Source organism: Cellulosilyticum sp., assembly GCF_982396655.1.
In genome coordinates, this window is sequence record NZ_CEVXFV010000011.1 from 1 (window position 1) to 22,587 (window position 22,587).

Genomic DNA, 22,587 nt, shown 5'->3' on the forward strand with positions numbered 1-22,587 from the left:
ACCTAGAAGAAATACTTCGACTTGGAAAAACTTAGGCTTAAATTAACGGCTATGAATAAAAAATAAAAGAGAGGCTATCGCCTAATTAATTAGATTAGTTGGGCGATAGCCTTACTTTTATACAAAAATATAAGGCAGGGGATAATCCACGTCCTATAGATTTTGAAACTTCCATTGCACCAGATGATTCTGTTCGACTCCTAAGCCGCATACTGGAGAAATTAAATTACACTAAACTATATCAGACCTACTCTAAAAAGGGAAAAAACAATATAAAAACTGAATTTATTTTATTGAAGTTTGTTATAAAAATATTTTTAAATACATTATATAGCTAAAATTCTACATTTAGTGACAAAACGTTTACTTGTTAAAAGCAAAATGATATATTCATAGTGTCTTTACTAATAAATAAAAAATAAACAGATGGAGGAACTAGAAATGGAATTAAATCAATTTGAAGTAATCGATAATGAAGTTTTAGAACAAGTAGATGGCGGTGGCATCCTTACAGCAGCAGCAACAGTAGCAGCAGTTGGTGGTGCTTTATATGTAGTATATCAATGTGGTGAAGCAGTTGGTAAATTTGCTTATAATATAAGACACTAATACAAGGGAGGAAATATATTATGGTAAATGAAAAATTTAATGAATTAGATAATGAAGAATTATGTGCAGTAGATGGTGGTAGTATAGGAATGGCTTGTTTTGTTGGGGCATGTGTTATTGCAGGGGCTATTGGTATCGTTAATGGTTATTGCGATGCCAAGAACAAATAGTTATGGAAATATTAAATACAGTTAAAGAACTGGTAAACAATAATCCTAAATTATACATAATCTTAACAGGTGCGTTATGCTTAGTTTCATTTATACTTATATATATACTAGGAACTAAAGTGGGTAAGTTTATATATTATGTATTAAATTGGGTAAATTAGAGAAAGACATATTAGGGTTTAAAGAGTATACGGATAAATAAATTTACAGAGGGAGCAAAAAAATGAATAATTTTGATGAAATGACAAACGAAGAGTTAATGGATTTAGATGGTGGTTTTGGCGTAACAATAGTTCTTGCTACACTTGGTGGCTTGGCTGCTGGGTACCTTTTAGGAAAAAATAAATAAGAAATAGAGAAAGCTTCTTCTGAGTAAAATCAGAAGGAGCTTTTTTGTTTGTAGAATTATAGTCAGAAAAATATTTTTTTATATTTTAAATATAAAAATAGTTTATAATAGTATAAACGATATACAAAGTTATTTTTATATTAAAACAAGGGTGGATAAAATATGAAAAGATACCATTGCATCAAACAATACGATATAACAGATTGTGGCGCTGCATGTTTGGCTACGATATGTAAGCAATATGGCCTTAAGACACCTATTACAAAGATTCGAGAAGTAGCAGGAACGGATACACAAGGAACTAATGGATATGGTGTCATCAAGGCAGCAGAGCAATTAGGTTTTAGTGCAAAAGGCGTAAGAGGGAATAAAGAAGCTTTTTTCAGCGAATTTCCATTGCCAGCCATAGCACATATTGTAGTAGATGGTACACTGCTACATTATGTAGTTATTCATAAGATTACAAAGAAACAAGTGATTATAGCTGATCCTGCAAAGGGGATTGTAAAGTATACACCAGAAGAATTTTTTAAAATGTGGACAGGCGTCCTTATTTTAATGGTACCTAATCAATCTTTTAAAAAGGGAAAAGAAACCAAGGGTTTATTCGAACGCTTCTTTTATCTTTTGATTCCTCAAAAGTCATTATTAATTCAAGTTTTTTTAGCATCGCTTGTTTATACTGTGTTAGGTATATTAGGTGCATTTTATATGAAAGAGCTGTTAGATAGCATTCTTCCTTATGGGTTAATGAAGACATTACATATACTTTCATTAGGCGTTATTGGATTATATCTTTTTCAAGTTATTTTAAATGGATTTCGTGCCCATTTATTATTGTATTTAAGTCAAAGGTTAGATATAGCATTATTGCTTGGTTACTATGAACATGTTTTGAAGTTGCCAATGAATTTCTTTGGCACAAGAAAAGTTGGAGAAATTATTTCACGTTTTCAAGATGCAGGACATGTAAGGGATGCCATATCAGGTGCCACATTGACAATTATGATTGATACATTAATGGTGATAGTAGGTGCTATTATTCTTTATATGCAAAATAGCTTGCTCTTTGGGATTGCATTTATTATTGCCATTTTCTATGGTGTCATTGTAATTAGCTTTAATAAAGCATTAAGAAAAGGAAATGAAAAAGAGATGGAGGATAATGCACAATTAACCTCTTATCTCGTAGAGTCTTTAAATGGTATTCAGACTGTTAAGGCATTTAATGCAGAGCGAAAAGTTAATTTAGAAACAGAGGGTAGGTTTATTAAGCTGCTTAGAAGTATATTTAAATTATCATTAACTACTAATGTACAAGTTGTATTAAAGAACTTGGTAGAATTGGTAGGTGGTATAGTTATTTTATGGGTAGGGGCTTATCAGGTTTTAAAAGGAAATATGTCTGTTGGTAGTTTGATTACATTTAACTCATTATTAGCCTATTTCCTAACCCCTATGAAGAATTTAATTAACTTACAGCCAGAACTTCAAACAGCTATGGTCGCAGCAGAACGTTTAGGTGAGATTTTAGATTTAGATTTAGAATGTGATGAAAATGAAGAAAAGCGTATTAATCCAAGTAAATTAGAGGGGAATATTTCCTTAAAAGATGTAGATTTTAGGTATGGTACTAGAAGGCTTATTCTTAAGAAGATTAATATGGAAATCAAAAAAGGTGAGCGTATTGCCTTAGTAGGTGAAAGTGGATGTGGTAAAACGACACTGGTTAAACTTTTATTAAACTTTTACCCTATTGAAAAAGGACAAATACTTATTGATGGCAATAATATCTTAGATATTAAGAAGGAAGCATTAAGAGAGCGTATTGCTTATGTACCACAAGAGACATTCTTATTTAGTGGAACTATTTTAGAAAACTTATCATTAGGTCTTGAAAATAAAAATATGGAAGAAATAGTTGAAGCAGCTAAGATGGCAAGGGCCCATGATTTCATTAATGAATTACCACTTAGATATAATACGCATCTTGAAGAAAATGGTGCCAATCTTTCAGGGGGGCAAAGACAAAGACTAGCTATTACAAGGGCAATTCTTAAAAAGCCAGATATACTCATACTTGATGAAGCTACGAGTAACCTAGACTCTATAACGGAAGCGGCTATTGAAAATACCATTAATACCTTTAGTAAGGGGATGACAACTATTATTATTGCCCATCGTTTAAGTACAATTAAGCGTTGTGATAGGGTATTCGTTATGGACAAAGGAGAGATTATTGAGCAAGGCAGTCATGAAGAACTTTTAAGTCAAGGTGGTAGATATTATAAATTATGGCAAGAACAATTACCTGCAGTGAATGAAAGTGTGGTGAAAGAAGTATGAAGCCTATTATAAAAGAATTAAGAGAAATCACAGACAGTAAGGAAATGTATGAAAGTAAGCCACAGCCTTTCATTGCGATTTTTATTTATACTATATTGGCACTTATTATTATGGCGGGCATATGGGCTTATTTTGGTGAAATGGATATTGTTTCAAAAGGAATAGGTGTTGTGCGACCTAATACACATTTAAGTAGTATACGTAGCAAAACTGCTGGAGAAATAGAGTATTGGAATTTAGAAGAAGGACAAAAGGTTCAAAAGGGAGATATATTGTTCACCGTAAATCATGATGATTTAGATATAAGTTGTATGCAGGCTAAAGAAAGTTTATTGGAATTAGAAAGGCAAGGAAATAGTCTTAAAAAACTGAAGAAGAGCGTTGAAGAAGGGAAAAATCTATTTTCTAAGGAAAATGAAAGAGAAGATTATGAACGTTACTTGAAATACGAACAAGATTTTAAGGAATTACAAAATTTAAATACTATAGAAGCTAAGAGCGATGATATTACTGCTGAGCAAACAGAAATTAATCAATCTATATATGGTGATAAAATTACACAAAGTGAGGCAGAGTATAGAGAATTAGAGGAATATAAAGCATCAATTAATGCAGAAGAAAATTTATTTAGTAATTCATCTTCAGCTAAAGCATTAGAGTTTAAGGCTTATTTATATGAAGTACAAGCATTAAGGGCTGATCGGGATGCTAAAAGAGAAGCCTATGAGTTAAATGTCTCATTAAATGAAGAAGGTTTAGTCGCCGAGCAAGAGTTAACAAATTCTAAGGTAGCATTAGAATTAGCAGAAAATGAAATTATGACACTAAAAAATAAATATCTTACAACGATAGAGAGTCAAATAGAACAAACTAAAAAGGAAATAGAAGGGTTTAAGCAAGAAGCAAGTAAGCTTAGTGTAGATCATGAATTAATAAATCAAAAGAATGAGAAACGTGAGCTATCTCTTAAAACTTATAAGACAAATTATTTAGTTGATTTATATGATCAGATTAACGAAAATGAAGTAACTTATAAAGCTCAAAAGAAAGAGTTAGAAGCCATTGAACTTAGTATTAAAAATTGTGAAGTAAGTGCACCTATTGATGGGAGTATTCATATTGTTAATCAAATGACGGTAGGAGATCTAATAGCAGTAGGGGATAATATTGCAACGATTATACCCACAGAAGATAATTTATATACTATAGAAATATTTGTGCCTAATAGCGAAATAGCAGGACTTAAGGTGGGAGACCGCATTAAGTATAAGTTTGATGCATTGCCTTATAAGGAATATGGGGAACTTGAAGGGGAGATTACTAATATTTCAACTGATGCACAGTTTAGTGAAACTTATGGTATAAGTGGTTATATAGTAGAAGGAAGTATTGTGAATCAAACAGTATATAGCTATAAGAATGAAGCAGCAGAAATTAAAGTTGGTATGACTTGTGAAGCGCATGTAATTACTGAGCAGAAAAAGATATTGTATTATTTACTTGAGAAAATTAATTTAAAGGACTAGAAAGCAGATGATTAAATAACTAGTCATTAAATAAAATATGAAAATAAATAAAGAGAGATAGTATAGAAAATAAAATGTTTCATCAATAAAATTGGTGACGTCACACTTAAAGAATGGGAAACTTCCTGGGAAATAAAGATAATGTAGGAATGCATAATAAAAACATATTTCGGTAAAAATACGTGAAGATAATAATTCACATGGAGGTATGTAATGAAGGGATATATAGAAATTTTAGATGTATTTGCAAGAGAGGTACTTGATTCTAGAGCAAATCCTACAATCGAAGTTGAAGTTGTTGTTGAAGGTGACTTTGTAGGCTCTGCCATTGTACCTTCAGGTGCTTCAACAGGTGAACGTGAAGCAATTGAATTACGTGATGAAGATCCTTCACGTTATATGGGAAAAGGTGTTACAAAGGCTGTTGATAATGTTAACAATATTATTGCTGAAGCCATTATTGGTATGAATGCCATTGACCAAGCTAAAATTGATCAGACAATGATTGATTTAGATGGCACACCTACTAAATCTAAACTTGGTGCAAATGCTATTTTAGCTGTTTCTATGGCTGTTGCAAAAGCAGCTGCTAAAGCACTTAAATTACCACTTTATCAATATTTAGGCGGCATTAATGCAAAAGTACTACCTGTACCTATGATGAACATTTTAAATGGTGGTGAACATGCAGATAACACAGTTGACCTTCAAGAATTTATGATTATGCCAGTAGGGGCACAGTCTTTCAAAGATGCACTTCAAATGTGCGTAGAAGTTTATCATACACTTAAAAAAGTGCTTAATTCAAAAGGCCTTGCAACAGGTGTAGGTGATGAAGGTGGTTTTGCACCAAATCTTGCTACAGCCGATGAAGTCCTATCACTTATTGTAGAAGCAATTGAAAAAGCAGGCTATAAACCAGGTGAACAAATGTTCATTGCTATGGATGCAGCAGCATCAGAACTTTATAATAAAGAAGATGGTAAATACTATTTCAAAGGCGAAAGTCAAATGACAGGCCAAGAAGTCGTTCGTACTTCAGAAGATATGGTAGACTACTACGAAGATTTAGTTAATAAATTCCCTATTATCTCTCTTGAAGATGGTCTTGGTGAAAATGACTGGGAAGGATGGAAACTTCTTACCGATAGACTTGGTAAACGTATTCAACTCGTTGGGGATGACTTATTTGTTACAAATACAGCAATCCTTGAAAAAGGTATTGAAGCTAAAGTGGCTAACTCAATTCTTATTAAAGTTAACCAAATTGGAACACTTACAGAAACATTTAATGCCATTGAAATGGCTAACCGCGCAGGATATACAGCAGTTGTATCACACCGTTCAGGTGAATCAGAAGATAATACAATTGCAGATATCGTAGTAGCTGTTAATGCTGGACAAATTAAAACAGGAGCACCAGCACGTTCAGACCGTGTGGCTAAATACAATCAACTTCTTCGCATTGAAGAACAACTTGAAGATATTGCTGAATTTAGAGGCAAAAAATCCTTCTTTAATTTAGAATAAAAAAAAGGCTGAGGCAAAAAGTGCCTCAGCCTTTTTAGTTGGTGGGGCAATACCGATGAGTGAGTTGAAAGGCTGAGGGGCTTTTTGTGCAGACTTTTATGGAGGATATGGTGGTTATGGGCGGACTTAAGAGTGGTGACTGTTTGGTCATTTTGCTAGGAGGAAATAGTGTAATTGAGATAATAGTGTGAAAAATGTTAATTGTATGATTATGGGAAGTGTTATATAATGACTTTAGAATGAAAAATTATAAATGAGGAGGATATAAGATGAGTGAGGAGAATAAGATGGATACTACTGAGAAGGTAGTTGGGGATAAAAAAGTAGAAGATGAAGTGAAGACAGCTACAGAGGAAACAAGTGCAACTGCTGAGCGTGATATGATGGATGGCGGATTTGCAGTTGTTGATAGAGAAAGGCTTATTGCTGAGGAAACGAAGGTGAAGATACCTTGGTATAAAAACCTTGCAAATTTATTTGTGGCACCTAGTAAGACCATGGAAGAAACAATTGAAGCAGATCCTATTAAAGGAACTGGTTTAGGAATGTTTTGGAGTATCGTCTTTGCGATTATTTGTACTTTAATAACCTTTACAAATCCTTTACAAAAAGAATTCTTGTATGACACACTTCGAAAAGCAGGAACTGCAGAAGAAAAAATTGGGCAAGTATATCAGCTACAAATGATTAGTGGTAGTATTGGCGTGATTATAGGCGTTATTTTTGCAGCATTTATTATGGCATTAGGTTTACAAATTATACGTGCAATTTGTAGGGATAAAGGAAGTTTTAAAAAGCTCTTTATCATTTCATTATTTTCATGCGTTGTTGCATATGCTTTAAATAGTATTGATGCTGCGCTTCAATTAGTGGTTGGAACAAAAACAACTGTATTAGGAATGGGTTCATTTTTAGGAGCAGAAGCAGTAACAAATAGCATTTTACTTCAAACTTTAGCTTCTACAATTTCAGTAGCCAATATTTGGAGCGCTATTGTATTAATTGTAGGATATAAGGTAATGACACATAAGAGTATGACCAAAGCTGTAGTGGTTGTATTGATTTATGAGCTCATAGGAGTAGCAATTACATATGGTTCACTTATGCTTTCACAATCTGCAATGCAGATGATGGGATAGTTGCTTTTTGTGACCATTTCTGATATGATTAGATAAGATGTACACAATAAGGTTTCAAGGAGGCTTTATATAATGGAGATACTAAAACTCGTAATAACAATTTTATTTGTTATTGCAGCTCTCGCCATTATTGTTGTTGTCTTATTGCAAGAAGGTAAGTCAGCTGGTTTAGGTTCTTTAAGTGGGGCAACTGGTAATAACGACAGCTATTGGGAGAAAAACAAAAAGAACTCATTAGAAGGTAAATTTGAAAGATGGACAAAGATTACTGCAGGTATGTTCGTAGTTTTTGCACTTGTTTTAATGTTACTTAATTCTAATGGTACTGTGGCTAAAGTAGAAGCACCTGCATCTGATGCGGCAACAGAAAGTACTACTACAACAGATGGTACTACAACAGAAGCAACAGAAGGCGCTGAAACTACACCGGAAGCTACAACAGACGGTACTGCAGAAGCTACTGATCAAGCAGCGGATGAGACAAACGCAAATAATGCAGAGGCAACAGACGGTGCACAAGCACAAGATGCTGCAAATGCCAATAGCACTAACTAATAAAAAGTAAACACTTTGCCAAGGTAAGTAGGCTACGTATGTTAGCAGATTACTTACAATTGGGTGAGGTGTTTTTTTTTATTCAGTTAACTTTTGTCAATAAATCTATACTTGAATATAATAATTGTAAGGAGTATGTTATAATAAATTTAATTAACATTTAAGTTTATTGAATATACGAAAGCTACATGATTTATCTAGGGGTTTTTTGAGCATACTTAAAAGTGTAGTAAGCCTAGAAGATAGGCGATATTCAAAAGCAGTAATCAAAATGGCAACATTTAAGCCTATCTTATAGAGAAAAGAGATGAGAAGATGAAAAAATCAAAAAAGCAATATAACAAAAATGGTAAAGATCATAGAAAAGGCAATGACAGTAGAAATAACCGTCGTAAGATGGATGTCATGCATGTAGAACCAAGAGCCGCTAAAGTAGAACGTACTTATGCTTCAGAAGAAGAAAGAAAACAAATTGAACAAAGAAAAAATGTCTTAGTGGAACTTGTTAAAAATCCAAATTATGCACCACTTAAAATTAAAGAACTAATGATGGTACTTCAGGTTCCACCTTCAGACCGCCAACTTTTAGAAGAACTTCTAGGTGAACTGATTTCAGAAGGTAAACTTATTCGTACAAAACGTGGTAAGTTTGCAAGACCACAAACTTACAATCTTCTAGCAGGAACATTCCAAGGTCATCCAAAAGGATTTGGTTTCCTCATTTTAGATGAAGATGAAAAAGATGTATTTATTCCAGCGTCAGGTGTAAATGGGGCGCTTCACAAAGATCGTGTTCTTTGTCGTATTACAAGACCAGCTACAGCAGAAAAACGTGCGGAAGCAGAAGTTATTGAAATTCTAGAAAGAGGACCAGAAAGCTTAGTAGGCACATATCAAGAAAGTGAAAACTTCGGTTTCGTTGTGCCAGATGAACAAAAGTATGCTCGTGATATCTTTATTCCTAAGAAACTTTCAAAAGGTGCCGTAACAGGGCATAAAGTCCTTGTTCAAGTTACAGATTGGGCGGAAGAACGTCGCAACCCAGAAGGTAAAGTACTTTCTATTTTAGGTCACGTTAATGATCCAGGAGTGGATATCCTATCCATTATTTATCAATATGACTTGCCAATTGAATTCCCAGAAGAAGTTATGGCAGAAGTAGAAAATGTACCAGATGAAGTAGCAGATAGTGATAAGATTGGCCGAAGAGACCTTCGTCATATTCCTATGGTGACAATAGATGGGGAAGATGCCAAAGATTTAGATGATGCGATTTCTCTTGAAAAGCTAGAAAACGGCATGTATCGCTTAGGGGTACACATCGCGGACGTTACGCATTATGTTAAGGAAAATCACCCATTAGATAAAGAAGCTTATGAACGCGGTACAAGTGTATATCTTGTGGACCGTGTTATCCCAATGCTTCCTCATAAATTAAGCAATGGCCTTTGTTCACTCAATGCCCATGTAGACCGTCTCGCGCTTACTTGTATGATGGATATTGATAAAAATGGGCATGTACAAAGTCATGAAATTATGGAAACAGTTATTAAGATTGATGAACGTATGACCTATACAAATGTAAAGAAAATCTTAGTAGATGAAGATGCAGAGCTTATAGAACGTTACAAAGATTTTGTACCAATGTTTAAGACAATGGAGGAGTTGGCTGCTATTTTACGTGAAAAACGTATGAAACGTGGTTCTATTGATTTTGACTTCCCAGAAACGAAGGTTATCTTAGATAAAGAAGGTCATCCAATTGAGATGAAACCATATGACCGTAACGTTGCCACACGTATTATTGAAGAGTTCATGTTAATCTGTAATGAAACCATTGCAGAAGATTACTACTGGCAAGAGAAACCTTTCGTATTCCGTAGCCATGAAGATCCGGATCCAGAGAAGATGATGGCGCTTACTGAGTTTATCAGTAACTTTGGTTATACAATGAAAGGTGTCAGCACAAAGGTTCATCCTAAAGATATGCAAAAGATTTTAGGAGAAGTAGAGGGTAGTCCAGAAGAAAACATCATCAGTCATTTATTGCTACGTTCTATGAAACAGGCACGTTATACAGCAGAATGTAATGGACATTTCGGCTTAGCAGCACGTTATTATTGTCACTTTACTTCACCGATTCGTCGTTATCCTGACCTTCAGATTCACCGTTTAATCAAGATGAATATTCATCATCAGTTAAAAGGTAAGAAAGAAGCGCAGCTTATAGAACGTATGCCAGAGGTAGCTAAACAATGTTCAACACGTGAACGTCGCGCAGAAGAGGCCGAACGTGAAACAATCAAACTTAAAAAAGTTGAATTTATGGAAGCACATATTGGCGAAATGTTTGAAGGGGTTATTACAGGTACAACTTCATGGGGCTGTTATGTAGAACTTCCAAATACGGTAGAAGGGCTTGTACATGTCAATGAAATGGCAGATGACTACTATATCTATGATGAAAATGGTCATCAATGGATTGGTGAGCATAATAAGCAAATTTATCGTTTAGGTGATCGCGTATTTGTTCAAGTACTCAAAACAGATACAATGACAAGAAGTATTGACTTCAGATTTGTAACAGAAGAAGAGTATAAAAAGGGTGATAGTGTTTATGAATCAGCTTCAGAAGAATATGAAGAAGAAGACTTGGCACCAGAAGAACTTGCACGTTATGAATCTATTTTAAACAGCATTGAGAAATAAAGACTGAAAAGGTCAGGTAATGAAAGGTTGCCTGACCTTTTTTGCGTTAATCTTCCTAGTTTTACAGATTGAATATTTGAGCAAATTATGGTGTAATTGAGGGAGTACAGAGAAAAAGAATAAAAATAGACATAAGGAGTAGGGGATTTAGCGTGAAGTTTATAAATAAAGTTGTAAAGATGATGATTTTTCTTACCTTGATGTTAGGGTGCGTAGGAATACTTTTACCTAAGGGAAATGAAAAATTTCAGGAGATTGAAAGTTTATTTACGAATATGGGGATTTTCCAGAAGCCTTTAGAAGGGGAAGTGGTGAGTGAGGCCTTGGGAATACCTTATAGCGTCGATACACTGCCAATATCTAATAAGAGACCAGGTAATAAGCGAAAGATTAAGTATATTGTGGTTCATAATACGGCCAATGAAAATAGCACCGCGCAAAATGAGAGGGATTATTTAAGTAATCCCAACAATACAGCAAGTACATCTTGGAATATTGTAGTGGATGATGCGGAAATCATAGAAGCAATTCCAGTAACGGAAGTGGCCTTTCATGCAGGAAATGGTTTAGGCAATCAATATGGTATAGGGATTGAAATATGTGAATCAGGGGATATAAAGCAGGCAGAAGAACATGCGATACGGCTTATTGCTTATTTGATGAAAACGTATAATATTCCTATTGAAAATGTAAAAACGCATAAAGATTTTAGTGGCAAGGAATGTCCAAGACAGATTTTAGGACATTGGGATACATTTAAGCAGCAGGTGGAAGAAGCTTACAAGAAGCTGTAATATTGTTCCGCTCTAAGGCTATGGCAGATTACCATGGTTCTCCTATTGCATGAAGAAGAGGGAGTTTATAAAATAGAGCAATATGAAGGAGAGGAATAATGATGACATTACGTAGGTATATGAATTATTTATTATTGATGTTAATTGTATTATGTATCATTTATTTAAAGGCAATATAGACATATTTTTATACAGATAAAGGGCAAAACGTCTATTGCAAGTATAAAGAGCGGGTGATACAGTAAGAATGTATAATTTAGAAAATAACAAAGGATTGTTTTAGGGGGAGACAAAATGGATTGTATGATGAGGTTATTACAAAGATTAATACTTATCATAGGAATGGTTACATTAGGAACATATGCATTAGTTGAAAAGGCAGGAAATAAGATAACAATGATAGGTATATTTTATAGCATCATGTTTTTTATACTTGCCTTTATTTTAGTGCATCGATTCTTGAAAGTTTTAAAGAAAAAGTTACATATGAGTGAGCCGCTATTCTTTAAAATTTTAAAAATAGGAACCATTTGCTTAGGGCTTATTAGTGTTGTACAGCTTTTAGGTGCCTTGATTCGTGTCGACCAGGAAAGTCTATGGTTTACTTTTATTTGTATGGGAGAAATGTATGCTTTAGCCAATACATATAATAAACGAATGATTGAAAGTAGATAAAGTTGCATTATATTAGATGAACACACTAATTGTTTGGATATTAAAAAAGAAGTATATGACGTAAAGTCTTAAAAGGGTATAAAAAGTTGTTACACTAGCATAAAGTTAGGGTAGCAACTTTTTTTGTTAGGCTGTATATAGGTGTGAAATAGATAGAGCTATCAGGTGTTTGTTAGAGAATCGTTAATAATCTAACAAATTTTGCTATTTAAAAATAAAATTTTTTAGTTGATAATAATTATCCGAGGTAGTATATTATATCTAGATTCGTACAAACTAATCGTGAGAAGTTAGCTATATAAGTTTAGTATATAAAAAAATAGATCTCACACAGGAGGCAGAAAAATGAAAGTTATCGTTATCGGCTGTACACATGCAGGAACAGCTGCAATTGTAAATACAAAAGCACTTCATAAAGATGCAGAAGTAACAGTATATGAGAGAAATAATAATATCTCATTCTTATCATGTGGTATTGCACTTAATGTAGGTGGGGTAATTCCTACAACAGAAAGCTTATTCTATAACTCACCAGCAGGGCTTGCTGAGCTTGGTGTTGTTACAAAAATGGAGCATGATGTAACGAATATTGACTTCCAAAACAAACAAGTTGAGGTTAAAGATTTAACAACAGGTGAAAGTTTTACAGACAGCTATGATAAACTGATTTTAACAATGGGGTCATGGCCAATTATCCCACCAATTCCAGGGATTGAATCAGAAAACATTGAGCTTTGTAAAAACTATAATCATGCACAAAGAATCATTGCAAAAGCAAAAGAAGCAAGTAAAGTAGTTGTAGTAGGTGCAGGTTACATTGGTGTAGAACTTGCTGAAGCTTTTGAAATGAAAGGAAAAGATATTACACTTATTGATGCAGAACCACGTATCATGAGCAAATATCTTGATAAAACATTTACAGATAAGGCAGAAGAAGCTTTCACATCACATGGCATCAAACTTGCTTTAGGTGAGAAGGTACAAAACTTTGAAGCAAATGACGGTAAAGTTTGCAAAGTAGTAACAGACAAAGGGGCTTATGAAGCTGATCTTGTTGTATTATGCATCGGATTTAAACCAAATACAGCACTCGTAAAAGATAAATTAGAAACACTTCCAAGCGGTGCCATCGTAATTGATGATTACATGGAAACAAGTGAAAAAGACGTTTTCGCAGCAGGAGATTGCTGTATGGTACGCTACAATCCAGCAGAAGACAAACGTTATATTCCACTTGCAACAAATGCAGTACGCATGGGAACGATTATTGCACATAATTTAGTTGAGAAAAAATTAAAATACATGGGGACACAAGGGACATCAGGTATTAAAATTTATGACTTAAATATTGCTTCAACAGGTATGACAGAAGATGTGGCACGTGCAACAACATCTATGAATATTGCATCAAGCGAAATCACAGAAAATCATAGACCAGAATTCATGCTTACATTTGACCCTGTAACATTAAAAATTGTATATGATGCAGAGAGCAGACGTATCGTAGGTGGTCAAATTGTATCTAAATATGATTTAACAGAAATGATGAATACACTTTCAGTAGTGATTCAAAATAAAATGACAGTAGAAGAATTAGCACTTACAGACTTCTTCTTCCAACCACATTTCAACAAACCTTGGGGACTTCTTAACCAAGTAGCGTTAAAAGCTTTACAAGCATAGCTACTTGAGAGGGCATCATGCCTTTTAGAGAGCATAGAGAGAAAGAAATATAATGAGACAATACGGAGAGGAATTAAGCAAATGAGTACAGTAGTATGTTTATGTAAAAAAATCACAGAGGAAACAATCGTAGACGCAATCAAAAATGGTGCAGATACATTAGATAAAGTAAAAGAAACAACTGGTGCAGCTACAGGCGCTTGCAGAGGCGGCAGATGTGCTAAAAAAATCCAAGAGCTTATTGAAAGCAATAAATAATTGCTAAAGGCATAAGCGTAATGCTACCTAAAGAAGTTTTTAAAACACTGCTTTTAGGTAGCGTTACGCTTAAGCATTTGTTTGAAAAATTGGATGAAAGAGGAGAGGGCATAATGAGTAATATTAATGAAGAATTAATTAAGGACCGTTTAACAAAAACATGTCCATGTAGACAAGTAACACGTCATACAATTAAAGAAGCTATTAAAAGTGGTGCAACAACACTTGAACGTGTTAAAGCGTCAACAGGGGCAATGACAGGCTGCTGTAAAGGAAGCCGTTGTAAAGGAAGTATTGAAGATCTCATTCAAAGATATAGCGATGATTTCTAAGGATTAGGTGCGTTATTAAAAATAACGTTAAACTACAAGTTTAAAGAATTATGACAACTACACACTTGCAAAAGTGAAAAAGTATGATATAATAAGGAACAGATATTTAAGGAAGGCTGTTTAAAACAGCAATTCTTTGGGTATAATTTGTGAAGGAAGGAGCACACCATGGCTAAGGATAGAACAGGCTTTAAAGTAATTGCCAACAATAAAAAAGCAAATCATGACTATTTTATCGAAGAAGTTTACGAAGCAGGTATTGTACTTGCAGGAACTGAAGTAAAATCTATTCGTCAAGGAAGCTGCTCAATCAAAGAAAGTTTTATCAAGATCAAAAACAGTGAAGCATTTATTTATAACATGCATATTAACCCATATGATCATGGTAATATCTTCAATAAAGAGCCATTACGTACACGTAAGCTTTTACTTCACAAAAAAGAGATTAATAAACTCATAGGAGAAACCACTCAAAAAGGTATGACACTTGTACCAATGAGAGTCTACATCAAAGGAAGCCTTGTAAAGGTAGAGTTTGGTCTAGCGCGTGGTAAAAAACTTCATGATAAACGTCAAGACATCGCTAAAAAAGATGTCCGTCGTGCAAATGAACGTGAGTTTAAAATCAAAAATATCTAACTGCCAGATAGTCGACTGGCCGTTAAACCAAACACAGACCTTATTAGAAATAAGAGAATGCCTTGCGTAGCGTTTGGCACTTATTTCAGCAAAATGAGCGTTTTTAATAAAACACCGTTTTGTTTATGATAAGGGGGTGCACTGGTTTCGACGGGGGTCACATCTACTGGGGCAGCCATCCGTAGAACGCCGGAGTCTACGTTAAAAGCTGGCACTTAAAATAAACGCTAACGACAATTTAGCAATCGCTGCCTAATATTGGCATGCAGTCCGCCTAGGTCTTCCGCAACCTAGATCCGGGCTTCGACTTGCGGACCCTTCACCTGCCAAAGCTTTGAGGCAACGTGAATACTATGAAGCTACTGAAATCTAAAGCCTGTCTTTGGGCGTTAGATGGAGGGAATGTTAAAACAAAGAATATGATGGTAGAGACCACGCTATATGGGCTTTCGGACAGGAGTTCGATTCTCCTCACCTCCATGAACTAAACCCTCGAACTTAGAGAAATCTAGGTTCGGGGGTTTTTGTGATTTTATGAGAAATTAAAAAAATACACAGGAGTGCTCTGCTTTAGAGTGCTTTTTTTTGTGCAAGTTAACTTAATTGGGATAAAAGAATTATTATGTATCATATTACAACTATAAGGAGTTGTTAACTTCTTAAAAAAGTGATAAAATTTTATAATATAAATATTATTTACAAAATAATAGACAATTGGAGGAGGAGAAGTGAATAGACGTGCGTATATTGTAGGAAATGCAAATTATGAAAGGATAAATAGTTTAAAAAATACCTTAAATGATGTTGATAAAATGGATAAAGTATTAAAAAGTGCACAATTTGATACACATACATTTAAGGACTTAAGTCGATATGAATTAGAAGACTGTATAAACAAATTTACTTTTGATTTATTTGGAATAGATACAGCACTTTTTTATTATGCCGGGCATGGAATAGAGCATAATGGTAGAAATTATTTGATTCCCTGTGATGCAAAGATTGATTATGATAACATAGAAGAAATGGGAGTTGATATTTCTGATTTTCTGCTTAAGTTTGCGAAGGAAAAAGATTTTACATGTATTATTATCTTAGATTGTTGTAGGGAGTTTTTAGATAATAGTAGAGGGGTACATAGTGAGAATAAGTTGACAGCATTTAATGCACCACAAGGAACATTCATTGCATATGCTACTTCACCTGGTAAAAAAGCAAGTGATGGAGATGGGAAAAATGGACTGTATACAGAATGCCTGTGTAATCATTTGTTAGAAGAAGGGGTAAAGATTGAAGATATTTTTAAAAAAGTGCGTAGAGAGGTTATTGATGCAAGTAATTGTACACAGATTCCATGGGAATATTCCTCACTAATTGGTGAGTTTTATTTTGTAGAATCGGAACAAAAGATAAAAGAATTAATGAATGAGCATGACTGTTTTTCATTAGTTGATAGTCTATGTGCTAATCATAGCAGCTATGAAACTATTGAAAAAGAGATATATTGTTTTTGGGATTCTATGCATTATAAGTTAAAAGAATGTTTTACACAGTTAGGCTTAAAATCTAAACAAGAGTTTTTGAATTATTTATTAGACTATATTGATGAGAGTTTTATTATGAGGTGATTAAAATATGATGAAAAGTAGTCAGAAGAATAAAGATATTAATATTGCAGTTATCGGAAAGTCAGCTGCTGGAAAATCAGCATTTATTAAATCCTTTAGTAATTTTCCTGACTTAATTAATTCTGAAGGGACAGGTCAAACTACACGTTCATATGCAGAGTATAGATTTTTGGTTAGAGAGGAAAATGTTATTCCTCAGGTGAACGTAAAACTAATGACAAAAGAAGAATTTGTAAGTGTTAAATGTTCACAGGCATTTAGAAAAATAAAAAAAATGAGCCAAGAACAAAAAATAAGCTTTGAATGGCTGAATGAACAATACAATGATGATAGTTATAAAGAAGAAATCGATACTATTATTATCCATGCAGATGATTTTTTTAATATTGATGAATTGAGCTTCTTAGATAATAATGTATGTGTTGAAAAATTGAATGATTTATATAATGAATTTGTAGATATTTTAAATTCGTTTTATACTCAAGATAGTAGTATAAAATATAATTGTTTTTCTAAAGAAGCTCAAAAAAATGTACTTATGATTATGAATAGGTATTATAGTAAAGAGTACACACAAGAATATCCTGAAGATGATATAGAATCTAGAGAAGAATCAGCTTTTGAAAACTTATTAAGAGTAATGTATGAAGAAATGTATGAAATAATTATTTCTACAATAAAAAAGGTGTATATTAATACACCTATTTTATCAGAAAAAAATAATATACTATATTTTGATTTTGAAATATCATCTGAGTACAGTGAAATTTTAGGATTATTTTTGAAGGTTGTAAAAGAAGAGGAAAGTGAAGTAAAAAAATCATTTACAGGTATAGTATCAAAAGTAAAGATTATAAGTAGAATTGCAGATGCATATTTGGAGGTCTTAAAACATTCAGATATACGCAGTATTATTTTAGTAGATACATATGGACTTGACCATGATAAAATCTTAGATGATACAGTATTGAAAGAGCGTTATAATAGGATATTTAATGTTGATTATCCTGATATAACAACAGTATTTTTTATTGAGGCATTACATCAGGGGGCTTCAAATGATTTCATTAATTCTATAAAAGTTTTATATTCTCAAAGACCTGATATAATGACATATATTATTGGTACATATATAGATGAGCATTCACCAAATATACTTGATAAAAATAGAGAATGGTTGTTATCAGAAGACAAATATATAGATGGTGTACAAATACCAGAATTAAATGGAAAAGCAATAGATTTTATTTATAAAAAGGTTGACATTTTAAATACATTAAAGAAAAATAATGTTTATCCGACTCTAGCTAAAAAGCGTATTGAAGTTATGAGAAAGAGATTTGGAGTTTTTTGTGGCAAGATATTAGAGGAATCTGAACAAAGGGATTTATTTAAAGAGATTAATGCAATAACAATAGGTTCTATTTTTAATTCGATAGTAGATAGAGAGCATTTAGGTGATGGATATATAGATATCAACAAAATATTAAGTACAATTGATAAGAGTGAAAGTATTGATAAAATTTTAAGATACATGATTGGTAAGATTACAGAAAGGTTTTCATATATATATGGTGTTGCAGGTCCTAGGACCAAGTGGCGTATTAGAACAAATCTTGAAAAATATAAATTAGGGTTTACAGGAAATACATTAGATGCAACATGGTTTAGGGTATTTAATGATGCCTATAATGAAAGTTTTACTAAGCAGATAAAATTAGATGGAAAATTTACTTGTTTATCAGATGAGTTTGGATGTGCTGGAAATGAGAAGATTGCATTTGATGAGTTATTAAATACTTATTTTCCATTGTTATTTGCTAGAAAATGTGAAAATGGGAATAACTTAAGTTTATGGCAACATGAATTATCGTGTATTCAGTGTTCAGAAGAAAAAGAATTTAATCCTGGATGTTTATGGGGAATTATAATAAATGCAATAGGAAAAAGTGAATTTAATAATAGATATAGATATGATACAGTTGCAAGTTGGTTATGTAACATGCATAATCTAAAATCAAAGGTTAATGACCAATTTTATATGAAGCTAAAAGAATTATTTATTGAGAATATGAAGGAAAAGTTTGTTCCTTTATGTAGAGAGCATAATGCTAGAATAGCAGGGAAAAGAGTAAAAAAAGAAAAAAATGATTATGTTAATGCAAAAGCTAAGATTATTGAAGAATATATAACCAAATATGATAATCAAGTTGATAAAGGAGAGTTTCTAGCATTAATGAATAGGTAGTGTCTATAAAATTAGGAAATATAGTCAAAATAGATGTTGATATTATCCACGGTAATAAAAAAGCGTAATAATATAAATAAGAAAGATATATTATTAATCTGAAAGCTACAATCTAAGATGATTAGGTTGTAGCTTTTATTATTTTAGGAGGTGACAAAATGGAGATAGAGAAATCTACTATAACAACAGAGGTACATTATTCAGAAGATAGACATCATAGGTATTTACTATATAAGGAATGGGATAGCTCATTAAAGAAAGCAACTATTATTATGCTAAATCCAGCAATAGCAAATGCGGTAACAATGGATTTAACTACTATGTATATCATTAATAACATTTCAAAGTTAGGTTATGGAAGCGTGGAGATAGTGAATATCTTCTCAAAGCTTAATGAGGAGATTAATAGTGATATTAAGATAGAACTATTAACAGATGAAACCAATGATAAGATGATACTTGCTAGTGTAGCAAGAACAGATACAGTTATTGTTGCAGTTGGTAAGGGTGGAGAAACTAATAAGCAGATAAAGATAAGGGTAGAACAGTTGATGGAGCTTATTAAAGAGTATGAGAATAAGTTATATGAAATCTGTGATGAGAAAGGTAGATACGGTTGGCACCCTTTAGCTCCATCAGTAAGAAGTGGCTTTAAGTTATTAAAGATGGGTAAACCAAAAGAACAAAATAAAGTAGTAACAAAGCAATCTAAAAAGACAGGAAAAGAGTCTAATTAGGTTGCTTTTTAATTTGCTAAGAAGATGGAGGATATATAGATGATTAAATTAGGAAAAGTAAAAGAAATGGTTAAAATACAGGGATTAGGAAAAGATGTACAATCAAAAGTTGAAGAGCTACTTAAAATCTTAGATGGTGAATATGGTGAAGATAGAGATGTAGATAAAGATTGGGGAGGTTTCATTGCTATTATTGAGGAAGAGCAAGATTTTGAGATACTAAAAAAACACTATTATTTAGATGTAGCAGTTGCGGAACCGGAATGGTCAATGGAAATTAATGAGTTATGGGAAGAACATCTTTTTGTAATGAATAGTGAGTATAGCATTGTAGTAGTAGGTACAAAAGATAAGCTTAGAGTAATAAGAGGAGAATAAGATGTTTAATAATAGTAGATATGTAACAGCAGGAGTAATGGCAGAGGTTCCAGTAGAGCAGCAACTATTAATGTGGAGTATCATTGATAAATTTTTAGAGTCAGGTAAAGAGGTAGATTACCTACAAGTTATGGAGTTATCAATTCATGCAGATAAGAGCGGAAGAAAGGAGCAAGTAATTAAGCATAGGCAAGAAGTGCCAAGTTATCAACAGGAGTACATAGCAATAGTAGAGAATCCGATTGAAGAGCAGTTATTTATTATTGATGATGGACAAAGTACCATGCTACTAGCCAGTGAGTACTAGTAGTGTGGTACTTAAGAGGAGCCTTTTAGATAAGGCTTCTTTTTTTTGAATTAGTTTAAGTTTGAAATAGATATTATAGTTATGATGGAATATTATATGCAATAATAATTCCTTATAAGGAACATAGGAACACATATAGGTTCATTTAAAGATAAAAGGATAGAAAACAGTAAAATAAATACGTAGATGTAGATGTTTACATTTATGTATACATAAAGTTAAGGAGAATGAAATATGAGTTATGGATATGGCAGTAGAAGAAAGAGAAGAGACAACCCTATTTTTTTTCCTAATCAGACAATAGAGAGTGATGAAGTGTATGGAATAGAATGGGGATATGATGAAAGGAATCATGCAGAAATACAAGAAGGGGAAGAAGAAATAGAGGGCAGTGAGGAAGAAGAAGGAATCTTTATTGATGGAGTTCGAATTCGAACAGATAGAATACATACTACATCTAATAAGCCAAAGCTGGTAAGATATACTACATATTTAGAGGAACCAATATTGAATGTGCTAAAGATATTAAAGAAAAATAATAAGGTATGCGTTAGTACAATTATAAATAAAGCAATAAAAGAGTATCTTAAAGAAAGTTAAAATTAATAATAATTAATAAAAACTAATATTAATTATTATTAATTAATAGAGAGTGTGTTTGAGATAAAAACATAAAAATCCCGAATTCCCGTTAAGATTAGAAATAGAGTATATGAAAATGCAGATTAATTAAACTTTAATATAATCTATTTAGTTCTAAAATGACGGGAATTCGGGATTTTATAAATAGTGAGTTGTTCTTTTTAAATACTTTAATATAAGCTTGTATATTCTGTCTGATAGTTATACTATGTAAATGACTAGACATAATAAAGGAGTTAGGACAGAATATGGAAATAGTTTTTTTATCTGATGTATTATCTGAAATAGTAACACAAGGATTACAAGATGATAGCTTAAATCGAGCAATAGGTGAACAGAGAGCTAAATTAAGAAAGGCATATCATATATTTGACATTGAATTAGATACATTTAAGGTTAAGGGTAAGTATCATATTAATAAGCAATATGCTAACGATATAAAGTGGATTGTCTATTACACTAGCAATTATAGTAATAGAGATATTGATATAAGAGAAAATATGGGAATTATAAAGGAATCAATGGAAGCATTCTTAAATAGAGAGTTTCAAAATGTAAGAGTTCAGGATTTAGAAAAAATAGTTGGGCATATGGTAAATAGTTTATTGGCATTTAATACAGAAAAATTAACGGATAAACAAAAGGTATACTTAAATGAAGTTATCAATGACATTTATACATTAACGAGGTTACATTATAGAAAACTGGAATATCAGGTACAAACACAATTTAATAAAGCCACACTTATGGTAGATGATAAAGTATTGGTGTATCGCTATTTAATAGAAATCATAAACAAAGTAGGAGATTTTACTAAACAAATTATAAACGATATAAGTGATTATAGAGAAGCAGAACAAATAACTACATTAGAAGAATATCAAGAGAAAGAAGCAGTAGTAACTAGGGAACGAGTGGAGTCATTAGTAGTTAATTCATCTATAGATATTTTAAAAGATATTATTGAGGAGATAGAGCAAAGTAAGCAAGAAGAGAATAAGATTGAGATAGAGACTGATGTACAAGAGTGGTTAAGAGAAATAGCTAATAATAAAGTGAGTAATTATAATCAAACTACTAGATATATAGATATGAGAAGCCGTTTAGAACATAATAAGAAGTATTTACAAGAAAAAAATAGTTATTTGAAAGAAGAAGTTAAGCGAAAACATTATACAAGCAAGAAGGTTAAAAGCATTAAACAAGAAATAAAAGAGAATGAAGCTAAGATTTTACAAATAGATACTGAGCTTAAAAGTATTAAATAATAAATCATAGTCAAAAAGGATTACTGCGTTAGGTAGTAATCCTTTTTTCATAACTGCGTATGGGA

At 32.7% G+C, this 22,587-nt stretch carries 23 protein-coding genes and 1 other RNA gene; all 24 read left to right on the plus strand.

What is annotated here, in order from left to right:
• The first annotated feature begins 98 nt into the window (after window positions 1–98).
• The 24 genes from AC1VAQ_RS06570 (at window position 99) to AC1VAQ_RS06685 (ending at window position 22,522) form a co-directional block, all read left to right on the plus strand.
• Window positions 99–338 (plus strand): hypothetical protein, encoded by a 240-nt coding sequence (locus AC1VAQ_RS06570; RefSeq protein WP_479903660.1) that lies wholly within the window; start codon window positions 99–101, stop codon window positions 336–338.
• 103 nt (window positions 339–441) lie between these two features.
• The gene (locus AC1VAQ_RS06575) at window positions 442–609 is read left to right on the plus strand and encodes a Blp family class II bacteriocin (protein ID WP_303244135.1); all 168 of its coding nucleotides are present in this window, start codon (window positions 442–444) and stop codon (window positions 607–609) included.
• Window positions 610–629: 20 nt separating this feature from the next.
• Window positions 630–779 (plus strand): Blp family class II bacteriocin, encoded by a 150-nt coding sequence (locus AC1VAQ_RS06580; RefSeq protein ID WP_302595376.1) that lies wholly within the window; start codon window positions 630–632, stop codon window positions 777–779.
• Window positions 780–1,002: 223 nt separating this feature from the next.
• Entirely contained in the window at window positions 1,003–1,128 is a 126-nt protein-coding gene (locus AC1VAQ_RS06585) for a Blp family class II bacteriocin (protein ID WP_302595377.1), read from the plus strand.
• A gap of 162 nt (window positions 1,129–1,290) precedes the next feature.
• Window positions 1,291–3,474 carry a peptidase domain-containing ABC transporter gene (locus AC1VAQ_RS06590; protein WP_302595379.1) on the plus strand — a complete coding sequence of 728 codons (2,184 nt, stop codon included), beginning with the start codon at window positions 1,291–1,293 and terminating at the stop codon, window positions 3,472–3,474.
• Complete coding sequence (locus AC1VAQ_RS06595; protein WP_302595380.1) at window positions 3,471–5,000, plus strand: beta-barrel domain-containing protein; 1,530 nt, start codon at window positions 3,471–3,473, stop codon at window positions 4,998–5,000. The genes AC1VAQ_RS06590 and AC1VAQ_RS06595 overlap by 4 nt, the downstream gene beginning before the upstream one ends.
• 213 nt (window positions 5,001–5,213) lie before the next feature.
• Window positions 5,214–6,530, plus strand: a complete 1,317-nt coding sequence (gene eno / locus AC1VAQ_RS06600; RefSeq protein WP_302595381.1) for a phosphopyruvate hydratase — start codon at window positions 5,214–5,216, stop codon at window positions 6,528–6,530.
• Window positions 6,531–6,799: 269 nt separating this feature from the next.
• Entirely contained in the window at window positions 6,800–7,669 is an 870-nt protein-coding gene (locus AC1VAQ_RS06605) for a Yip1 family protein (protein ID WP_302595382.1), read from the plus strand.
• 72 nt (window positions 7,670–7,741) lie between these two features.
• Window positions 7,742–8,224 (plus strand): preprotein translocase subunit SecG, encoded by a 483-nt coding sequence (gene secG, locus AC1VAQ_RS06610; protein WP_330699208.1) that lies wholly within the window; start codon window positions 7,742–7,744, stop codon window positions 8,222–8,224.
• Window positions 8,225–8,629: 405 nt separating this feature from the next.
• Window positions 8,630–10,933, plus strand: a complete 2,304-nt coding sequence (rnr, locus tag AC1VAQ_RS06615) for a ribonuclease R (protein ID WP_479903688.1) — start codon at window positions 8,630–8,632, stop codon at window positions 10,931–10,933.
• Window positions 10,934–11,085: 152 nt separating this feature from the next.
• On the plus strand, window positions 11,086–11,727 hold the full coding sequence (locus tag AC1VAQ_RS06620) for a peptidoglycan recognition protein family protein (protein WP_479903661.1): 642 nt from the start codon (window positions 11,086–11,088) through the stop codon (window positions 11,725–11,727).
• Window positions 11,728–12,021: 294 nt separating this feature from the next.
• Complete coding sequence (locus tag AC1VAQ_RS06625; protein WP_302595386.1) at window positions 12,022–12,402, plus strand: hypothetical protein; 381 nt, start codon at window positions 12,022–12,024, stop codon at window positions 12,400–12,402.
• A 345-nt stretch (window positions 12,403–12,747) separates the two neighbouring features.
• Window positions 12,748–14,085: an FAD-dependent oxidoreductase gene (locus AC1VAQ_RS06630; protein WP_302595387.1), complete on the plus strand. Its 1,338-nt coding sequence runs from the start codon at window positions 12,748–12,750 to the stop codon at window positions 14,083–14,085.
• Window positions 14,086–14,166: 81 nt separating this feature from the next.
• Window positions 14,167–14,343 carry a (2Fe-2S)-binding protein gene (locus AC1VAQ_RS06635; protein ID WP_302595388.1) on the plus strand — a complete coding sequence of 59 codons (177 nt, stop codon included), beginning with the start codon at window positions 14,167–14,169 and terminating at the stop codon, window positions 14,341–14,343.
• Window positions 14,344–14,456: 113 nt separating this feature from the next.
• Window positions 14,457–14,675 carry a (2Fe-2S)-binding protein gene (locus AC1VAQ_RS06640; protein WP_302595390.1) on the plus strand — a complete coding sequence of 73 codons (219 nt, stop codon included), beginning with the start codon at window positions 14,457–14,459 and terminating at the stop codon, window positions 14,673–14,675.
• Window positions 14,676–14,843: 168 nt separating this feature from the next.
• Window positions 14,844–15,314: an SsrA-binding protein SmpB gene (smpB, locus tag AC1VAQ_RS06645; protein WP_302595391.1), complete on the plus strand. Its 471-nt coding sequence runs from the start codon at window positions 14,844–14,846 to the stop codon at window positions 15,312–15,314.
• 132 nt (window positions 15,315–15,446) lie between these two features.
• Window positions 15,447–15,797: a transfer-messenger RNA gene (ssrA, locus tag AC1VAQ_RS06650) on the plus strand.
• A 245-nt stretch (window positions 15,798–16,042) separates the two neighbouring features.
• The gene (locus tag AC1VAQ_RS06655; protein ID WP_479903662.1) at window positions 16,043–16,942 is read left to right on the plus strand and encodes a caspase family protein; all 900 of its coding nucleotides are present in this window, start codon (window positions 16,043–16,045) and stop codon (window positions 16,940–16,942) included.
• Window positions 16,943–16,949: 7 nt separating this feature from the next.
• Window positions 16,950–19,190: a hypothetical protein gene (locus AC1VAQ_RS06660; protein ID WP_479903663.1), complete on the plus strand. Its 2,241-nt coding sequence runs from the start codon at window positions 16,950–16,952 to the stop codon at window positions 19,188–19,190.
• Between the two features lie 158 nt (window positions 19,191–19,348).
• Window positions 19,349–19,927, plus strand: coding sequence for a DUF1643 domain-containing protein (locus AC1VAQ_RS06665; protein WP_479903664.1), 579 nt, complete (start codon window positions 19,349–19,351; stop codon window positions 19,925–19,927).
• Between the two features lie 39 nt (window positions 19,928–19,966).
• Window positions 19,967–20,305, plus strand: coding sequence for a hypothetical protein (locus tag AC1VAQ_RS06670; protein ID WP_479903665.1), 339 nt, complete (start codon window positions 19,967–19,969; stop codon window positions 20,303–20,305).
• Window position 20,306: 1 nt separating this feature from the next.
• On the plus strand, window positions 20,307–20,612 hold the full coding sequence (locus AC1VAQ_RS06675) for a DUF960 family protein (RefSeq protein ID WP_479903666.1): 306 nt from the start codon (window positions 20,307–20,309) through the stop codon (window positions 20,610–20,612).
• A 234-nt stretch (window positions 20,613–20,846) separates the two neighbouring features.
• A complete protein-coding gene (locus AC1VAQ_RS06680; protein WP_479903667.1) occupies window positions 20,847–21,212 on the plus strand; it encodes a hypothetical protein in 366 nt (121 codons plus the stop codon).
• A gap of 290 nt (window positions 21,213–21,502) precedes the next feature.
• Window positions 21,503–22,522 (plus strand): hypothetical protein, encoded by a 1,020-nt coding sequence (locus AC1VAQ_RS06685; RefSeq protein WP_479903668.1) that lies wholly within the window; start codon window positions 21,503–21,505, stop codon window positions 22,520–22,522.
• Window positions 22,523–22,587: the final 65 nt, after the last annotated feature.